This is a genomic window from Oceanobacillus sp. FSL W8-0428 (assembly GCF_038004405.1).
Lineage (GTDB): Bacteria > Bacillota > Bacilli > Bacillales > Amphibacillaceae > Oceanobacillus > Oceanobacillus sojae.
In genome coordinates this window covers 2,345,956-2,363,112 of sequence record NZ_JBBORB010000001.1, presented here as the reverse complement: position 1 = coordinate 2,363,112, position 17,157 = coordinate 2,345,956, and the positions used below count along the sequence as shown (strand labels likewise).

The following is a 17,157-nucleotide window of genomic DNA, read 5'->3' as shown; positions in this document are numbered from 1 at the left end:
TGTTGAATTTATGAAGGTTAATATTGAACAATGCCGTACGTTTTAAAACAGAAGGAAGGGGTATATCAAAAATAAAGAGAGTTGCTATATACATATGACGGAAAAATTAGCAATAATTCCTTACTGAAAAATCATTTTTTTCACTTTATAACAGAAAACTGGACAATTCTGAACGGTATCAGTATTTTGTCATGGCAGTTACTATAATCCTTCTAAAAAAATCTTACAATTTAAAATTATTTTACACAGCACCCTTGTATTTTTCACCTAAACGTATTACAATTAAATTGTGATAAACTTCACAAACTTTTTCTATTTCATTATAAGAGAGGAGCAATAAAATGAAGAACTTTATAAGTATACTAGGGTCAAATTCAGATTATTCAACCAATCGTCTCTTGCTGCAATTTATTCAAAAGCATTTTAAAGATCAGGCTAACATTGAAATTTTTGAAATTAAAAACTTACCTGCTTTTAATAAGCCGGAGGACAGGAAAGCACCTCATGAAGTACAGGAACTCGCGGACAAAATAAGGGAAGCAGATGGAGTAATCATCAGTTCTCCGGAATATAATCACTCCGTACCGGCGGCATTAAAAAGTGCATTAGAATGGTTATCCTATACGAATCAGGCATTAATTGATAAGCCGGTTATGCTGACTGGAGCTTCCTATGGAAAATTAGGCTCTTCCCGTGCGCAGAGTCATTTACGGCAGATGCTTGATGCACCTGAATTGAAGGCACGTATTATGCCAAGTTCTGAATTTTTAATCGGTTATTCCTTACAGGCCTTTGATGATAATGGCAATTTAACGGATCAACGTAAAATAGAAGCTCTTGAGCGGATTTTTAATGACTTTGTACATTTTGTTGATATTACCAATCAGTTAGTTAATGCGAATGAATCTCATCAAAAACAAGCACCAAGCTACTCATGGGAAGCCAAATAATTATTAGGAGGTATACAGATGAAACTTGTCGGAATTGTAGGATCAAATGCTGAATTTTCTTATAACCGTTTGTTATTAAATTTTATTGCAAAAAACTTCAAGAAATTAATTGACGTTGAAGTTCTGGATATTAAAGATGTACCAATGTTCAATCAATCGGATGATCAAACAAATAGTGAAGTAATCCAAAATTTAAATAAAAAAATTGTGGAAGCAGATGGTGTTATTATTGCTACGCCGGAATATAACCATTCCATCCCGTCCGCATTACAAAGTGTCTTGGAATGGCTATCGTTTAAAATACATCCTCTTGATGGAAAACCAGTAATGGTTGTGGGGGCTTCTTATGATGTTCAAGGATCTTCACGATCTCAATTGCATCTGCGGCAAATATTAGATGCACCTGGTGTAAACGCTGTTGTTATGCCCGGAAATGAATTTTTATTGGGTGAAGTTTATGATGCATTTGATGAAAATGAAAACCTGAAGGATGCGCAAACAGCCCAATTCTTAGAAACTTGTATAAAGAAATTTATCCGTTTTATCAACGTTGTCAATGTTCTGCAATCACCTGAAGGAATGAAGGATCTATCCGATGCAGAGGATTTATATGCTACCGGAGCTATTGATACAACAGTTGAAGGTATCGACATGTCAGCCGATGACTGGCTCGAACAGGCTGCAGAAGCAACGCAGGCAGTGGAAGGTAATACTTACGTTAAATTAAATCGCGGGCTTTTAACGGTCAATCAGCTCAATTATTTCTTGAATTCCATGCCGGCGGAATTGACTTATGCAGACAGCAATAACCAATTCTTATACTATAACCACCATATGGAGAAGGAAGATATGCTGGCAGGACGCAGACCGGAACAAGTAGGAAGCCCGCTGGCAGAATGCCACCCGGAAAGAGTGTTCAGCGGCGTTTCCTGGGTTATTCAACAATTACGCAGCGGGAAACAAGATGTGGTACGGACGCAGGTGCCAACACATGGTCCAGATAAATTTGTAGTCCACAGCTACCAGGCTGTACGTGATGACAATGGGAATTATCTTGGAATCAATGAATATGTACAAGATATTCAACCGGTGATTGACTGGTATTTAGAACAGACAGGTCAACAGTTAACTGGAGGCGGCGTAGATGCTGTATCTGGAGCGACTTCAAAGGTCGACACTGTATCTGGAGCGACGGCCAAGGCTTAAAAACAGTTAATCAAAAAGAGGTCATCATGGCCTCTTTTTTAGCTTTCATTCCAGCATTTAATTGTTAAGGTGAATAATAATTTATTAGAGGATGTTCAAAGTATTGGAATACAAAAGGGTGATAATATGGCAATGCAGACTCGTGAAATACATATGATGGGAACGGTAATTCAATTATCGGTTCAGCATGACTATGCAAATTTTGTCTTGGAGGAGCTGATTCTCCGATTGAAAGAATATGAGAAACGCTTTAGTGCGCATGATCCAGCTTCTGAATTAATGGAAGTAAACAAAAATGCCGGGATTAAACCGGTAAAAGTAAAGCCAAGCCTATACAAATTAATCAAAATCGGCAAAAAACACAGTACTCCAGCAGACAGTTCCTTGAACATTGCCATTGGTCCCCTTGTTCAAGCCTGGCGTATTGGATTTGAGGATGCTGATGTTCCCTCCCAGACATCCATTGAATCCTTACTCAGCAAAACTAATGCCTGTGACATCATACTGGATGACAAGGATCGAACCGTATTTCTAAAGCATGCTGACATGTTTATTGATTTAGGCGCTCTGGCAAAAGGGTTTATTGCTGATCTGCTTATTCATGATTTGGAATCGATGAATGTATCGGAAGCTTTAATTAATTTAGGCGGGAATGTCATAACACATGGTGCTTCTTCCAAACACGAGGATGGTTATTGGCGGATAGGGATTCAACATCCTTTTCTCCCACGTGGAAAGTATATCGCTGTTTTAAGAGCATTCAATCAATCCGTTGTTACATCCGGGATTTATGAAAGAAGTTTTACTAAAAATAACAAAACATATCACCATATTTTGAACCCTCAAACCGGATATCCGATTAAATCAGAAATCGCCGGTTTAACAGTAGTTTCAAAAAAGTCCGTTGATGGGGAAATATGGACCAGCCGTTTATTTGGAAAGACACCCCGGCAAATTATTGATACGTTGAATCAACTGGAAGATATTGAAGGGATTGTCGTTACGACAGATAGTGAGATTTGTTATACGGAAGCTCTTAAACCATATATTAGTGAGGACATTTCATAATTCTGTGTCTTTAGAAAGCCGGAACAAGACTTTTACATCCTGATTTAAAATGAGTCTTCAATTTCACTTTTTCACAAACATAAAAACACTCTTCTTAATTTTGACAATCAGAGGAGTGTTTTTAATCAGAAATAGAGCGCTTAAAACTATTTAAATCAGTCAGCCCCACCACATGGCTAAAACAAATAGAGACCACCAAGAGGTGAGTAATCCGGTAATTACAAACAGCGTAATATATATGCCAAGCTTTTCTTTATTTATTCTTTGTTTCTTATACTGAAAATAGATCATAACTAGAGAATTTTAAAATAAGAATATACTTATCAATGTTAAAACAGATAAATTATATATCGGGTATGATTCTGGGAAAATCCCATTCAAAAGATAAGCAAAGTCTTGCCCGAATATACCAAGTATAACCGCTAAAATAAAACTCCCTAATACAATTATATTGTTTTTCTTCATCAAGGCACACCTTCCACTTCATTTAAGAGGATGTTCAAAAAGTCCAAGGATTGGCCTGCTCTACACCTTTTCTATTACTCTTCCCTGAAACACATATGGAACTGCCTTTTCTAACAAGTTTCTAATTCCCTCTTTATGATATGGCATTCTTTTATCCGCTTCTTCTATGCTCACCCATGCTGTATCCGCAATCGTTTCTGTATCCTGTATCGAAATTTCTCCACTGATGACCTTTGCCATAAACGTAAAAAAGATTGCATGATGATTATATTTTTCCATAAATGCTTCATTCACCGAAAGTATATCTCCAGCTTCTATCGTCAAACCAGTTTCTTCTTTCGCTTCCCGGACAACTGCTTCAGATAAGATTTCTCCCTTTTCCACTGCCCCGCCAGGCATCGTCCAATCATCGTGCTTTATATTTTTCACCATTAAAATTTTTTCTTCATTTTCATCTAAAATCAAAGCATAAACCACATCTACTCTCTCCATTTAAGCATCCCCTTATAATATATTTTCTATTTCTTATAATTTTTCCTTTGCTTTCTTCAACAATGAAACGGCATAGCAATCCATTCTCTCTTTCATCATTTCCACAGTAATATCCTTTTTTCCAAAGACTCCCCATCCAGGATAAATATCCGGCTGTCCTTCCAAAACATCCATTAATGAAACAATATCCCAATAAACATCATAGGAAAAATCATCCTTAGTTTTCTTTTGATAAGCTGATAAAAAAGCATCCGCAGCTTCCACACTATACAGCATAGCAAGGTTCCAGCGGCAGTGTCCTATATCAATACCGGCATGACCTAAGCAGCCATTTGCCCAATCTACAACACCACTCACCTCATTATTCTTCCAAAGTACATTTACCGGATGAAAATCCCGATGAATAAATTTTGGTGTATAGCTTGGCTCCGGCTGCAGCACTATCTCCTTTAAAGCCTCCCATACTTCCTGTTTACCAGACCAGGCTGGAATTTCGATTTCATCCGCTTTTTGATAACGCTCATGCTGCCATGGGAAATCAATGATTGAATTATCGTGAATCTGAGCTAATGTTTCTGCCAGCTTGCTTAACCATACCACCTGATTTTCGGGCAAAATATTTATCTTACCTTCTATTTTGCTCATTAAAAGAAGCGGTTTGCCGATAATTTCTCCATCAGGATCAGCAGCAATATATTGCGGTGTTTCAACAGCTAATAATGCTGCCGCCTTCAGACTGTCTACCTCCTGTTTAATATCTTTCGCTGTAAAGCTGCTCTTTTCATATTGACGCAGTACCAATTCCCTGCTTTCACCGGTAGATAAATACAAACCGATTATATACATAACGGCGGTCGTACTGCCTTCTAACGGATGAACATGGTGAATAACTGACTTGTTTGAAAAATGAGAAACGATCCAGTGCTTTAGTTTTTCAGAAATATAAGCCATACAACCTCTCCTTCTTTATACAAAAATCCTCGTCTTACTAAAAAAGCAAACGAGGATTTTTAATGTTTTTATGATACACGATTTCCCTTTTCCAACTTTGCCTGTTCAGCCGGAGACGGGTCAAATTTAATAAAGAAATAAGCGATTAATGTACATAACGCCAACACAGCAATCACTGCAAAGGCTACATTCACACCAAAAATATCAGGACGGGCAACTGTTTCACTGCCCTCTGTCATCGTAGCAACAGATGTCATAATCGTTACAAGGATGGCTGTACCGACTGAAGCAGCTACCATACGCATCGTTCCATCTAATGCAGCACCGTGCGGAATAAGCTCTTTCGGTAATTGATTCAATGCTGCTGTCTGGATAGGCATCATAATCATTGCCAACCCTAGCATCCTCACTGTATACATGACGATGACAAAGGTAAAGGTTGTGTTAACATCAAGAAACATAAATGGAACAGTTGCCAAAGTAATAATAATTAATCCAGGCAGTACAATCCATTTTCCGCCGATTCTATCAAACAGCCGGCCGACAAATGGTCCCAATAGACCTGTGATTAAAGCTCCCGGAAGCATGGATAACCCCGCTTCAAATGCAGTAAAGTCCCGCATATTTTGCATGAAAAGCGGAATTAATGTCTCCGTTCCAATCAATCCCATAAACGTAATCGAACCAATAAATACACTGAATGGGAATATAGCATACTTAAATACTCTAAATTCAAGCATTGGATGCCTTAATTTAAGCTGACGCAAAATAAATAGAATCAGAGAAAGAATACCGACAGCCAATGTAACCAGTGTGATTGGCGCTCCCCAGCCGAAGTTACCTGCGTTGGTAACACCATAAAGAATTCCTCCAAAACCAAATGAAGATAGAATAACAGAAAGAACATCAAACTTGGTTTTCTTCACTTCAGTTACATTGCGTAAAGCGAAGAATGCGATAATAATGTCAATAATAGCTATCGGCAAAATAATATAGAATAATACACGCCATGTATAATGCTCTGTTACCCAGCCCGAGATAACCGGTCCAATTGCCGGAGCAAAGGAAATTACCAGTCCAATCAGCCCCATGACAGAGCCTCTTTTATTAATAGGAAATATTAATAAAAATACAGTCGTCATTAATGGCATCATAACTCCAGCTCCCAGGGATTGGATCACTCTGGCCATAATTAAAAACTCAAAATTCGGCGCAATTCCGCCAATGAATGTTCCAACAGCAAATACACTCATTGCAGTTAAAAAAAGCTGCCTCGTTGTAAAACGTTCAATTAAAAAAGCACTGACAGGGATCATAATCCCATTGACCAGCATAAATACGGTTGTCAGCCACTGTGCGCTGTTCGGCGTCACACCCATTTCATTGATAATTGGCGGTATAGCAGTAATCATCAATGTCTGGTTTAAAATAGAAATAAAAGCCCCCGCCAGCAACAATGCGACAACAGTCGGTCTATGTATTTGATTCATCTATCTATGTCTCCTCTTGCAGTTAAATTTTATTTTTGTTTTCGAAATAGTAATCGGCTTACTATAGATTAAAGGAAAAGCTGAAAAGATACCAGCCTTTTTTTACTTCTGCTCTATGCAAGAAATGAAATATCAATTTCCTGTATGTTACAATACCCATATAACTATCTGATGAGAGGTGTGATTATTATGCCAACCTGTCAGCATTGTCAACATAAATGGACTTGGAAGCAAACAATGAAATCAACCACAACCATAGACACCGCATATATTTGCCCTTATTGTGAGGAGAAGCAATATGCTACCAAAAAATCAAGAACAAAATTTTATTTCTTGACTTTTATTCCTTTGATAGCTCTTCTTTTAAATTTATTTAATATACCAATATGGTTTATTTTCAGTTGGCTTATTCTTGGAGGTATTGCTGTTCTTAGTCTCTTCCCTGCTGTATTAAAACTGACAAATAAAGAGGAATTTTTCTTTTGACTTTTGTTGGTTGCTACATGCCAAGGAGATGTAAATTAGAAAACTATTTGAAATGAACAGGTACCTGACACCTTTGTTTCTATATCAATATTCCGATAAAATATTTGAATACAACATATATCCCACAATTGCTCTTCACCGCTAAGAATCGTGAAATTTCTTCTTATATCATGTTTTACTCACTCAAACAAAGGGAAAACTTTCTTTAACATCGCTATAAAGGAGTTGGACAAAATGAAAACATTCAGTGTAGTACCAAATGCAGATGAAACGAGCTGGATTGTAAAACTGGAGGACGTCGCACCGGAAGAAGTTTATGGCTCAAAAGATGATGCAATTTCTGCTGCAGAGCAAATGGCGAAAGAGAATACACCAAGCAAGGTGGAAATCAGGGATAAGGACGACAATATCCAAGAAGAAAAGAACTTCTAGCATTCTACGTTTCGATTGTAAGGTTACTATCCTATTAACTCAATAAATGTAGAAAAAGGAAGCGCTGGGAGTAGTGCTTCCTTTTTCTACATTTCCGTTGAATGAATGCTTTTATTAAAAATTAGAGCTGTAAAAATGGAGGTAAATAGAGTGTTAAAACCTACGATGCTATTCTCCCCAAACTTCCTCAGCAACTTCTCTTACTAGACGCAATTTATCCCATTGCTGTTCTTCCGTAAGAATATTTCCCTCTTCTGTTGATGCAAAACCACATTGCGGACTAATACATAAGCGATCAATCGGAACATACTTTGCGGCTTCTTCAATGCGCTCCTTGATCTGATCTTTATCCTCCAGCTCTGGAAGCTTAGAAGAAAATAACCCTAATACGACAAGCTTGTTGTCACTTACATTGACCAGCGATTCAAATCCTCCTGCACGCTCTGTATCAAACTCTAAGTAGTAAGCTCTAACCTTCTCTTGTGCAAATAAAATTTTGGCAATAGTATCATAAGCACCTGATGAAGCCCATGTTGAATGATAGTTCCCACGACACACATGGGTTGTAATGATAAGATCCTCTGGATGATTTTCGATTGCTTTATTATTTAAATTTACATAAAGTGTACCGATATCTTCAACATTCGCACCATCATGACGGCTGGCCCAATATTTTTCATCGACCAGCATTCCCCATGTGCAATCATCCACCTGCAGGTTTCTGCACCCTGCTTCATATAAATCTTTGATAACTGTTCGATATGCTGCTGCAATATCTTCTATTAATTCATCCTGATTCGGATAAATCTTATTCGTTACTTCCACATTTTCCGGGCGTTGTAATTCTGCTAAAAATTGCGCCGGTGCAGGAATCGTTTGTCTGGCAACTACCTCCTCGTCAGCAAACTGCTGCACAAATTGGAAGTGCTCGACAAACGGGTGGTTTTCTCCACTGATTTTTCCAGTTAAACCAGCCGTTTCTGGTCTTGTTTCTTCCCCTTGAAATTTATAACCTTGAGCAATATCCTGCTTTTTTGCACCTTGCAGCCCCCACATAAAATCAAGATGCCACCAGGAACGGCGAAATTCTCCGTCTGTAATTGCTTTTAAACCGACTTCTTTTTGCTTTTGGATTAAATCTTTAATTGCTTCATCCTCTACAGCTTTTAAATCCTGTTCCGAAATATTCCCCTTTGCAAAAGCTTTGCGTGCTTCCTTTAATATTTCCGGTCTCAGAAAGCTTCCCACGTTATCAAATCGGAATGGTGTTTCTGCGCGTATGCCTTCTTTACTTGCTACTGTCATCACTGATCTCTCCCTCGTTTCATTGGTTGTAGATTAGTCTATCACAGTAAATTCATTATCAGATAACACCTAAAATCTATCGTTTGTTATAGCTTTAAGCTATAATAAACTTTGACGTTCTTCCTCAATACTGGTCTGCAAATATGCAATATACGTTTCCGCCATCGGACTAAGCTCAATATCCTTATGAACAATATAGCCGACATTAATGATTTCATCGACCTTCAAAGGCACTGCTATAATATTATCGCCATTCAGCTTTTGGCTGATAACCCCTGTAGATATCGTATAGCCATTAAGACCAATCAGCAGATTAAACATTGTCGCCCGGTCCCGGACATGGATATTTTTCGGGCGGGTCAGCGTGCTCAATATCTCTTCTGAAAAATAAAATGAATTATAATCTCCCTGTTCATACAGCAGATAGGGGTAGGGCTCTAAATCTTCCAGAGTAACGTAATCCTTTTCCGCTAATGGGTTGTCCCCGCTGATAAACACATGCGGTGTTGCCTCAAATAAGCGGTGAAAGGCTAAATTCCCTTCCCTTAAAAATTTCCGAATCACCTGTTCATTGAAATCATTGATATACATAATCCCAATTTCACTGTTTAAATTTTTGACATCTTCAATAATTTCATAGGTCCTTGTTTCCCGAAATGTAAAATCATACTCATCCCGGTCATAATCCTTTAACAGGCGGACAAAGGCGCTGACAGCAAAGGCATAATGCTGGGCAGAGACAGCAAAATGATGCTGCGGTGCTGCATTGTTGGAATAGCGGTTTTCCAGCAGCTCTGCCTGCTCCAGAACCTGTCTGGCATAGCCTAGAAACTCGGATCCTTCCTTGGTTACATGAATTCCCTTATTGGTACGTGAAAATATTTTAATGCCAATTTCTTTTTCCAGTTCCTTCAATGCATTGGACAAGCTTGGTTGGCTGATAAATAAAACTTGGGCTGCTTTGGAAATGGAACGGCTTCTTGCTACTTCTATGACATATTTTAATTGTTGTAAGGTCATCTCTTTCCTCCCTTATAAAAAGATCAATAAAAAAATAACTGCAATTTCTTCATTCTTTCCCATCTAAACTACATCAATTGGTGAAAGTCGCCTTGACACGCCGGGACCTGATGAAATATAAAATCCAAAGGACACTGGGCAGAATAGAACCCCCGCCTGTTTCTCCTTCCATAAACAGGACAGGCAGATGCGATAAAATATTAATAGTATAAGCTGTTATCATCAGCTTTGGCAATATTCGTTTCCTTTTGATCCATGAATATATAATAAAAAAATAGAAGAATATCAAAATAATGTTTGTTATGTAGATAATTAAATCGTAAGTATCTAAATAAGCCGGATTGACAGCTATAACAATATATACCGCCGCAACTATATTAAGAATCATCATAATTGCCGGGAGAATAAGCCATCCAGCTACAATTGCATAGGAAGAATCTGTTCTAAATTCAGGCTGATTTTCTGCATTTTTTTCTTCCAATGACACGTCCTCTTTTCTACTTAATGTAGACTCAATATAGCAAATTCAGGATGTTCCTTCAACTGTTTTTAGTCTGACAGAACCATTTCCAATCCTGATTATCAGCATTTCCTTATTTTTTATAATCGATGGCTAAATCAGAATAGAACTTTTAATCTTCTCATTTGATAACACTTTTATCCAAACAGAATTTTGCCTGATCTACTCTACTTTCCGGAAAGGATGCCGGGTCAGCCAAATAAATAGTGCAAGAAAAATAACTGCTGAAAATAGAAATAGCGGTGGAACAGGTAGCCATTCTGCCCAAATTCCAGCAATAAATAACCCCAGTGGCAGCATCAGTTTCATAAACATAGAAGCAGTTCCGGCAACTCTTCCAAGCATATGGTTTGGAGTTACCTCCTGCCGGATAGCCAGATAAATAATATTGGATATAACAGTTGAAAAAGTACGGATAGCCAGGCTGATTCCTAATAACCACCATGTATTTGCAAGAGACAGAAGAACCATTGCAACAACATCGACTAAGAAAAAGCCCGTAAAAATTCTCCCTCTGTTAAATTTCCTGCGCAGCGGTTTCACGGCCAACGCTCCCAGCAAACCGCCCAGCGAAGAAATTGAAAACATCAAACCAATTTCTTTTTCCGACGCATGCAGCTGTTCAGCCGCATAAAAAACAAGCACGCCGATAACAAGACTCATCGCCAGATTAGTAAAGATAATTGCAATTGTAGGCGTAAGCAAGGTTTTATTTCGAAATAGTTCGTTCCAGCCTTCTTTAATTTCCAGTCTCCAGCTTCCTGCTTGTTTTGTTTTCAGTCTTTCCTTCTCCGGAACCTGAACAAACTGCACACAAATAAATAAAATGATTAAGCTTACCAAATAAATCGATAACACAGATGCAGTCGTCAGTATGCTTAATAACATTCCGGCAAGTCCCGGACCGACTGTTTGAATAAATGTTCCTACAAAGGAAAGCTTGGCGTTTGCTGAAGTAAGCTGTTCCTTGGAAACAATCTGCGGCATGGCAGAATGTTGTGCATTTCCAAATGTATAACCGGCTGAAGATAATATAAAGCCAAGAATATATAGATGCCACACCTGCATCGTATTTGATAAAAGAAGAAGAATCATCCCCAGCGAAGCAATGATGGAAATCAGACTTGTCCAACGCATCATCGTTTTCCGATTCACCCGGTCAACCAGCACTCCGGCAATAATCCCAAGAAAAATATTTGGGAAGAAATCAATAGCCCGCATCGTACTCATTGCCAGAGCAGACTCTGTCATGCTGTAAATCAATAGCGGAACTGCTAGAATATACATTTGCAAGCCAATACTTTGTACGGTTGACCCTCCCCATAAAAACAGGAAATTTTTATTTCTCCATAAAGAAACCGGCACTTCTTTCTCTAGTTTTACTTGATTTATTTCCATTCCATCATCTCTCCCTCACTGTCTGCTATTTACTTTTAGTGTAAGTTGTGAAAAGATGAATAAAAAGTGAGGATTATAAATTATTATTGTTCACCTTTTTGAAATGGAAAGGAGAATGGCTGGTGAAACATCACAAATATGCATCTAAGCTGCTGGATTATTTCACTTCAGAAAATAAGGCGGAAACAACCATTGCGGATCTGGCTAGTGTCTTTCAATGCTCCGAAAGACATACTAAAACGGTTATCCATCATTTAGCTGCTAAACAATGGATAACATGGCACGTTTCTCAGGGGAGAGGAAAAAAACCGGTAATTACATTGCATTTTGAAAAAGATGATATTCTGCTGGAGCAGGCGAAGGGATTAATAGAAAAGGAAATTTATCAGAAGGGGTTTACTGTAGTTCAGCAGGCGAGTGCCGCCTATCAGGAAAAGTTTCGTGTCTGGTTTCAGCAGCAGATCGGGATTACTCAAGTTTCAGCGGATAAAAACGCATCCTTAGATGTGCTTCGTTATCCATTTTATCCTGTTCGTTTATGTATGGACCCCCTCGATGCAAGCTCACGTCATGACAGTCATATGATTCAGCAAATCTTTGATCGGCTAGTAGAATATAATCCAGAAACGGAGACTCTTGAACCTGCAATTGCACACTGCTGGGAAAGCAAGGACGGAAAGCAATGGATTTTTTATTTACGAAAAAATGTGCGGTTTCATCATGGCAGAATATTACATGCAAATGATGTAAAGACTACAATTCTCCGTTTCACAGAGGACAGTGCCATCAGAAAAAATCTGCTTAACATACAAATAATCAATCAGACAACACTTATCTTCCAATTGGATAAGTCCGATTATTTGTTTCCCAGATTACTGGCAGATGTCCGAGCTTCGATAGTTCCTATAGATGTTATTAAGGAAAAAGGAAAGCTGTTTTCTTCAAAACCGATAGGATGCGGACCTTACCAGCTTACGATATATAGCGAAGAAAAAATTCAACTGGATCGATTTGAAAATTATTATGGACTGGCTCCCTGGCTGGATAAGGTTGAAGTTATTACAGCCTCCGAAGAGTTTTTATCAAAGCAAACACATCCGCTTTTACTAGAAGCACCGGACAGCTCATGGGTAGAAAAGTTTACGTATGAGCAAGGAGCAGATTTTATTATTCTGAATAGTAGAAAGCCAGGACCTTTACAGGATAAAAATTATCGAAAAGATTTAATTGAAGCGATTCGTCCGGCTGATTTTTGTCTGGCAAAACGGGGAGAAATTATTGCACATAGTTTGATTGTAGATAAATCAATGACCTTTCCCAATAAAATAAACCAGACCTCCAGCAGCCCCGGCCAGTCATCGTTAAAAATTGCTGCGCAGCAAATAAGGAAAAATGCAGATCATTACCGAGAGGCGGCTATTCTGCAAAAACAATTAGAGGATGCAGGCATCCATTCAGAAATTGAGTTATTTCCAATAGCAGAGTTGAAGGACCCAAATAAAATATTAGATTATGACTTATTTGTTGGAGGGGTTTTCTTATCCGATGATTATTTACTTTCTGCTCTGACATTTATGGAAAGTATGTCTATGCCTCTTTACCCTCTGCTTCCTGACAGTGTCCAAAAAGAAGTTCAACAAAAGCTCACTAAAATACGGCAGTCTGAGAATTCTCAACAGCAATGGGAGCTTTATTTTCAATTGGAAAAGGATTTAAAGAAGCAGCATTTTATCGTGTTCTTAAATCACCGGGGCCATGGAGTCTATGAAGCAGAGGATAGCCTCTATGAAAATATACACCTTAACAGCAACGGCCGGATTAATTATCGGAAGGTTTGGAGGAAACCCTTTTAAAAAGAAACCAAATTTGCATGGTTAGCTATGAGGGATAGACTTATATTATTCATATATTAAGTCTATCTCCTTTTTTATCATTGATTTTCAAGCTCTATATTACTATAAGAACAACTGATACGCATACCTCTCACCATTCACAAAAGGAAGCTGGATAATCCCTTTGAACGCAAATCCCGCTGATAAAATAACATTTTGCATTGCCCGATTTCTTGGATATGTATCAATTCGCACTTCAGACATCCCTTTTTCTTTGCATACAAAGAGCAGCAGCTTTAGAAAAGTTTTTCCATAGCCTTTTCCGTTTATCTCCGGATTAATTGCGAATTTATGAATTGTCGCATAGCTCCCTTGTGACGCATCCCAATCCCCGCAGCTTATTGTCGAATAAGCTTGTTCCTCTTCATCCGTAACAATTGCAGTACCAACAATCACATTATTTATTGTAAAAAGATAATTATTTCCTTTTTCTATCTCACTTTTTATGTCTTCCTCATTCGGAGAATCTTCTTCTGACCATTGTGGCGATCCGGATTCAGCCAGTTTGAGTCTCGCCTTATTAATGATTTGCATAATATCATGGAAATCACCAGAATTTCCGTTTCTTATTTCGATATTCACCATACCACCTGCTTTTAAAATTTTATGTCTTCCTTAAGTATATTTCTAATTTTAAATAAACAAAATGGATAAGCTTCATTTAAATGAGGTTAAAATATAATTTCAGTATTTATAAAGCCCCAAGTAATAAGTGGGATACCACATTTAAAATGACATTACCCATAAAGAGTAATGCCATTCATTACTTTTAAGTATTTCCTGTCTACTTGACAATCCGCTTTACCTTTATTCCTCCAAAAAGCCATTCTCAACCAGATAATTATGCGCAACTATGGCGACACTCTGCCTTTCAATGTCTACCTGGTAATTGAGCTGACGCATTACTTCACTGTCAAGACTTTCTGCAAGAGGCGCAAGAATGGACTCAACTTCCGGATATTCCTCAAGAAATTCTTCACTCACAGCAAGTGCTGCATTATAAGGAGCAAAAAACTTTTCGTCATCTTCTAATAAAACCAAGTCAAATGCATCAATTTGGGCATTTGTTTCATATGCTACACCTACATCGAGGTTCCCGCTTTGCAACGCTTCGTAGATAAGTCCTGAATCCATTTGCGTAATATTTTCTGCTCCAAATTGAAAACCGTATGTTTCCTCTACCCCAGGAAGTCCATCCTCACGATTAGCGAACTGAGCATCGGTGCCCATTGTTAATTCTTCTGGATGTTCATTCACATAATCCGCCAAATCCGAGTAAGATTCAATCCCGTATTCCTCAGCATTGTCACGAGTCATAGCAAGTGCATACGTATTGTTTACTTTCGAAGGGTTCACCCAGGCAATGCCATTTTTCTGATCAACTCGTTTCAACTCTTCATATGCTTCATCCGGGTCTGTTATTGGATCCATCCCCAAATAAGTTACAATCGCTGTTCCTGTGTAATCCCAAGCAAGTGTGACCTGTCCATTTTCAAGAGCTGTCCGGAGAACTGTACTTCCCAAATTCTCCATCATTTTCACCTGGAACCCTCCCTCCTCAAGTAAGAAATATGTCATTTGTGTAAGTAAATACTGCTCGGTGAAATTTTTCCCGCCAATTGTTACTGACTTCCCGCCACCGCCGAAAACCGAGCATCCGCTTAAAAAGATGCAGAGGAGGACGAGTATGGTGAAACGTCTAAAAATAGTCATTTTTGTAATCCTCCTTTATGTCGAAGTGGCAGAATCAGCCGTCTGGCTTGCTGATTTTGGCGAAATAACGTAACCTGCTCCTCTTAATAAGTAATCAAGTCCAATTGCCAGCAGTGTAACAGGAATCGCCCCTGAAATTAAATAAGCATTGTCAAAAAGTTCAATACCTGTCATAATCCAGACACCTAAACCACCGCCACCAATATAATAAGCTAGGGCAGCCGTTCCAACGTTTAAGACAATAGCTGTCCTGAGTCCGCCGATAATTGCGTATGCTGCATTCGGCACTTCCACTCTCCAAAAAATCTGGCTTGCTTTCATTCCCATCCCTTTCCCTGCATCAATGAGATCGGGATTTATCGAATTAAATCCTGCAACCGCATTACGAAAGATCGGTAAAACAGAGTAAATAAATAAAGCAAATACTGCCGGCTTAAAGCCGACCCCTAAAATACCAATTGCCAATGCTAAAACGGCTAAACTCGGAACCGTCTGTGCCAGATTGGCAACGTTCGAAGCAATCCATTCATATTTACGAAAACGCGGGCGTGTAAATAAAACCGCCAAAGGCAAAGCAATTACAACTGCCAAAATAGAAGAAAGCATGACAAGATTGAGATGCTGCCCTACCAATACCCAAAATGTATCCGTCTGTTCGAAAATCGGCGAAAAATAGCCATTTACCCCTGCGTAAATAAAGAAGCCAATGACAAAAGCATACAGTAAAATACGGACAATATTAGCAATAAGCTTTTTCCGATTCACTCCATCACCTTCTCTTTTTCTACGGTCTGAGACGGTTTTTGGCGCATTTCCAAATGCAAATATCTTTGCACACGGTCAATGGTGATAGCTCCCTGTACCTCATCATTATCATCGTGCACGATCACTTGATCCGCCTCTTGATTTAATAACATCGCAAGCGTATCTTTTAAATTCTCATGAATGTTCACCTGTTTGGAATCGACAATAGACTGATCAATTTCTACAAGACCAATTTCTTCTTGCAGCTGAGCAATTGTGCGTAAACTAAGATGCTTAATGGCGCGGTCCCTTCCTATGAATTGAGAGACATATTCATTTTTAGGATGGATTAATATATCTGATGGTGTTCCATACTGCATAATCTCTCCATCACGCATAAGTACAATTTTATCTGCCATTTTAATGGCTTCGTCAATATCGTGACTGACAAACAATATCGTTTTCTTGACCTCGCGCTGAATCTGTAAAAATTCATCCTGTATTTTTTCACGAATTAATGGATCCAGAGCGCCAAACGGCTCATCCATCAGCATAACCGGTGGATCAGCGGCAAGTGCTCTAATTACACCAATCCGCTGTTGCTGCCCCCCAGACAGCTCATTAGGAAATCGTTTCCTGTATTCCATTGGATCCAGACCAATCAATTGCATCAATTCTTTATAGCGGTTATGTTTTTTCTTTTTGTCCCATCCCAGTAAATCAGGAACAATCGTTACATTCTCTTCAATATCCATGTTTGGAAACAAACCGTTACTTTGGATGACATAACCAATATTTCGTCTGAGTTCAATTTCATTCAGATTGCCAATATCTTCTCCATTAATCAAGATTGACCCTTCACTAATTGTCTCCAAACGGTTCACCATCCGAAGAAGTGTAGTTTTCCCGCAACCGGATGGTCCAAGAAATATAACAATTTCCCCTTTTTCCACTTCAAAATTAACATCGTTAACAGCTTTCTCAGTTCCTGTATATGATTTAGATACATGCTTAAATGAAATCAT

17 protein-coding genes are annotated in these 17,157 nt (G+C 38.6%); 6 read left to right on the top strand and 11 right to left on the bottom strand.

The window, feature by feature from the left end; all coding sequences use genetic code 11:
• Positions 1-341: 341 nt before the first annotated feature.
• The 3 genes from MKY30_RS11045 (at position 342) to MKY30_RS11035 (ending at position 3,224) form a co-directional block, all read left to right on the top strand.
• Positions 342-950: an NAD(P)H-dependent oxidoreductase gene (locus tag MKY30_RS11045; RefSeq protein ID WP_156985695.1), complete on the top strand. Its 609-nt coding sequence runs from the start codon at positions 342-344 to the stop codon at positions 948-950.
• 18 nt (positions 951-968) lie between these two features.
• Entirely contained in the window at positions 969-2,156 is a 1,188-nt protein-coding gene (locus MKY30_RS11040) for an NAD(P)H-dependent oxidoreductase (protein WP_156985696.1), read from the top strand.
• Between the two features lie 126 nt (positions 2,157-2,282).
• Positions 2,283-3,224: an FAD:protein FMN transferase gene (locus tag MKY30_RS11035; RefSeq protein WP_156985697.1), complete on the top strand. Its 942-nt coding sequence runs from the start codon at positions 2,283-2,285 to the stop codon at positions 3,222-3,224.
• A 525-nt stretch (positions 3,225-3,749) separates the two neighbouring features.
• Here MKY30_RS11035 and MKY30_RS11030 read toward each other — a convergent pair.
• From MKY30_RS11030 to MKY30_RS11020, 3 genes are all read right to left on the bottom strand, one after another.
• Positions 3,750-4,181 carry an NUDIX hydrolase gene (locus tag MKY30_RS11030; RefSeq protein WP_147210872.1) on the bottom strand — a complete coding sequence of 144 codons (432 nt, stop codon included), beginning with the start codon at positions 4,179-4,181 and terminating at the stop codon, positions 3,750-3,752.
• A gap of 33 nt (positions 4,182-4,214) precedes the next feature.
• Positions 4,215-5,132, bottom strand: coding sequence for a phosphotransferase family protein (locus MKY30_RS11025; protein WP_341083921.1), 918 nt, complete (start codon positions 5,130-5,132; stop codon positions 4,215-4,217).
• 68 nt (positions 5,133-5,200) lie between these two features.
• The gene (locus tag MKY30_RS11020; protein ID WP_156985699.1) at positions 5,201-6,622 is read right to left on the bottom strand and encodes a DHA2 family efflux MFS transporter permease subunit; all 1,422 of its coding nucleotides are present in this window, start codon (positions 6,620-6,622) and stop codon (positions 5,201-5,203) included.
• A 144-nt stretch (positions 6,623-6,766) separates the two neighbouring features.
• On the opposite strand from MKY30_RS11020, the gene MKY30_RS24140 reads away from it, so the two are divergent.
• Together MKY30_RS24140 and MKY30_RS11015 are read left to right on the top strand one after the other, a co-directional pair.
• The gene (locus MKY30_RS24140) at positions 6,767-7,108 is read left to right on the top strand and encodes a TIGR04104 family putative zinc finger protein (RefSeq protein WP_379547818.1); all 342 of its coding nucleotides are present in this window, start codon (positions 6,767-6,769) and stop codon (positions 7,106-7,108) included.
• A 234-nt stretch (positions 7,109-7,342) separates the two neighbouring features.
• Positions 7,343-7,540, top strand: coding sequence for a DUF2188 domain-containing protein (locus tag MKY30_RS11015; protein WP_147210868.1), 198 nt, complete (start codon positions 7,343-7,345; stop codon positions 7,538-7,540).
• A 168-nt stretch (positions 7,541-7,708) separates the two neighbouring features.
• Here MKY30_RS11015 and MKY30_RS11010 read toward each other — a convergent pair whose 3' ends face one another.
• The 4 genes from MKY30_RS11010 to MKY30_RS10995 all read right to left on the bottom strand — a co-directional run bounded on the left by MKY30_RS11010 (position 7,709) and on the right by MKY30_RS10995 (position 11,783).
• Positions 7,709-8,848 carry a 5-methyltetrahydropteroyltriglutamate--homocysteine S-methyltransferase gene (locus MKY30_RS11010; protein WP_379547820.1) on the bottom strand — a complete coding sequence of 380 codons (1,140 nt, stop codon included), beginning with the start codon at positions 8,846-8,848 and terminating at the stop codon, positions 7,709-7,711.
• Positions 8,849-8,944: 96 nt separating this feature from the next.
• Positions 8,945-9,865 (bottom strand): LysR family transcriptional regulator, encoded by a 921-nt coding sequence (locus tag MKY30_RS11005; RefSeq protein ID WP_077604529.1) that lies wholly within the window; start codon positions 9,863-9,865, stop codon positions 8,945-8,947.
• A 73-nt stretch (positions 9,866-9,938) separates the two neighbouring features.
• Positions 9,939-10,352, bottom strand: a complete 414-nt coding sequence (locus MKY30_RS11000) for a DUF2569 family protein (RefSeq protein ID WP_341083918.1) — start codon at positions 10,350-10,352, stop codon at positions 9,939-9,941.
• A 195-nt stretch (positions 10,353-10,547) separates the two neighbouring features.
• On the bottom strand, positions 10,548-11,783 hold the full coding sequence (locus MKY30_RS10995) for an MFS transporter (RefSeq protein ID WP_341083917.1): 1,236 nt from the start codon (positions 11,781-11,783) through the stop codon (positions 10,548-10,550).
• 122 nt (positions 11,784-11,905) lie between these two features.
• Between MKY30_RS10995 and MKY30_RS10990 the strand changes: the two genes are divergently transcribed.
• Positions 11,906-13,636 (top strand): ABC transporter substrate-binding protein, encoded by a 1,731-nt coding sequence (locus MKY30_RS10990; protein ID WP_341083915.1) that lies wholly within the window; start codon positions 11,906-11,908, stop codon positions 13,634-13,636.
• Positions 13,637-13,738: 102 nt separating this feature from the next.
• Here MKY30_RS10990 and MKY30_RS10985 read toward each other — a convergent pair whose 3' ends face one another.
• From MKY30_RS10985 to MKY30_RS10970, 4 genes are all read right to left on the bottom strand, one after another.
• On the bottom strand, positions 13,739-14,257 hold the full coding sequence (locus MKY30_RS10985; RefSeq protein WP_339284724.1) for a GNAT family N-acetyltransferase: 519 nt from the start codon (positions 14,255-14,257) through the stop codon (positions 13,739-13,741).
• 225 nt (positions 14,258-14,482) lie between these two features.
• The gene (locus MKY30_RS10980; RefSeq protein ID WP_339284723.1) at positions 14,483-15,388 is read right to left on the bottom strand and encodes an ABC transporter substrate-binding protein; all 906 of its coding nucleotides are present in this window, start codon (positions 15,386-15,388) and stop codon (positions 14,483-14,485) included.
• A 15-nt stretch (positions 15,389-15,403) separates the two neighbouring features.
• On the bottom strand, positions 15,404-16,153 hold the full coding sequence (locus MKY30_RS10975) for an ABC transporter permease (RefSeq protein WP_147210861.1): 750 nt from the start codon (positions 16,151-16,153) through the stop codon (positions 15,404-15,406).
• Complete coding sequence (locus MKY30_RS10970; RefSeq protein ID WP_156985706.1) at positions 16,150-17,157, bottom strand: betaine/proline/choline family ABC transporter ATP-binding protein; 1,008 nt, start codon at positions 17,155-17,157, stop codon at positions 16,150-16,152. The genes MKY30_RS10975 and MKY30_RS10970 overlap by 4 nt, the downstream gene beginning before the upstream one ends.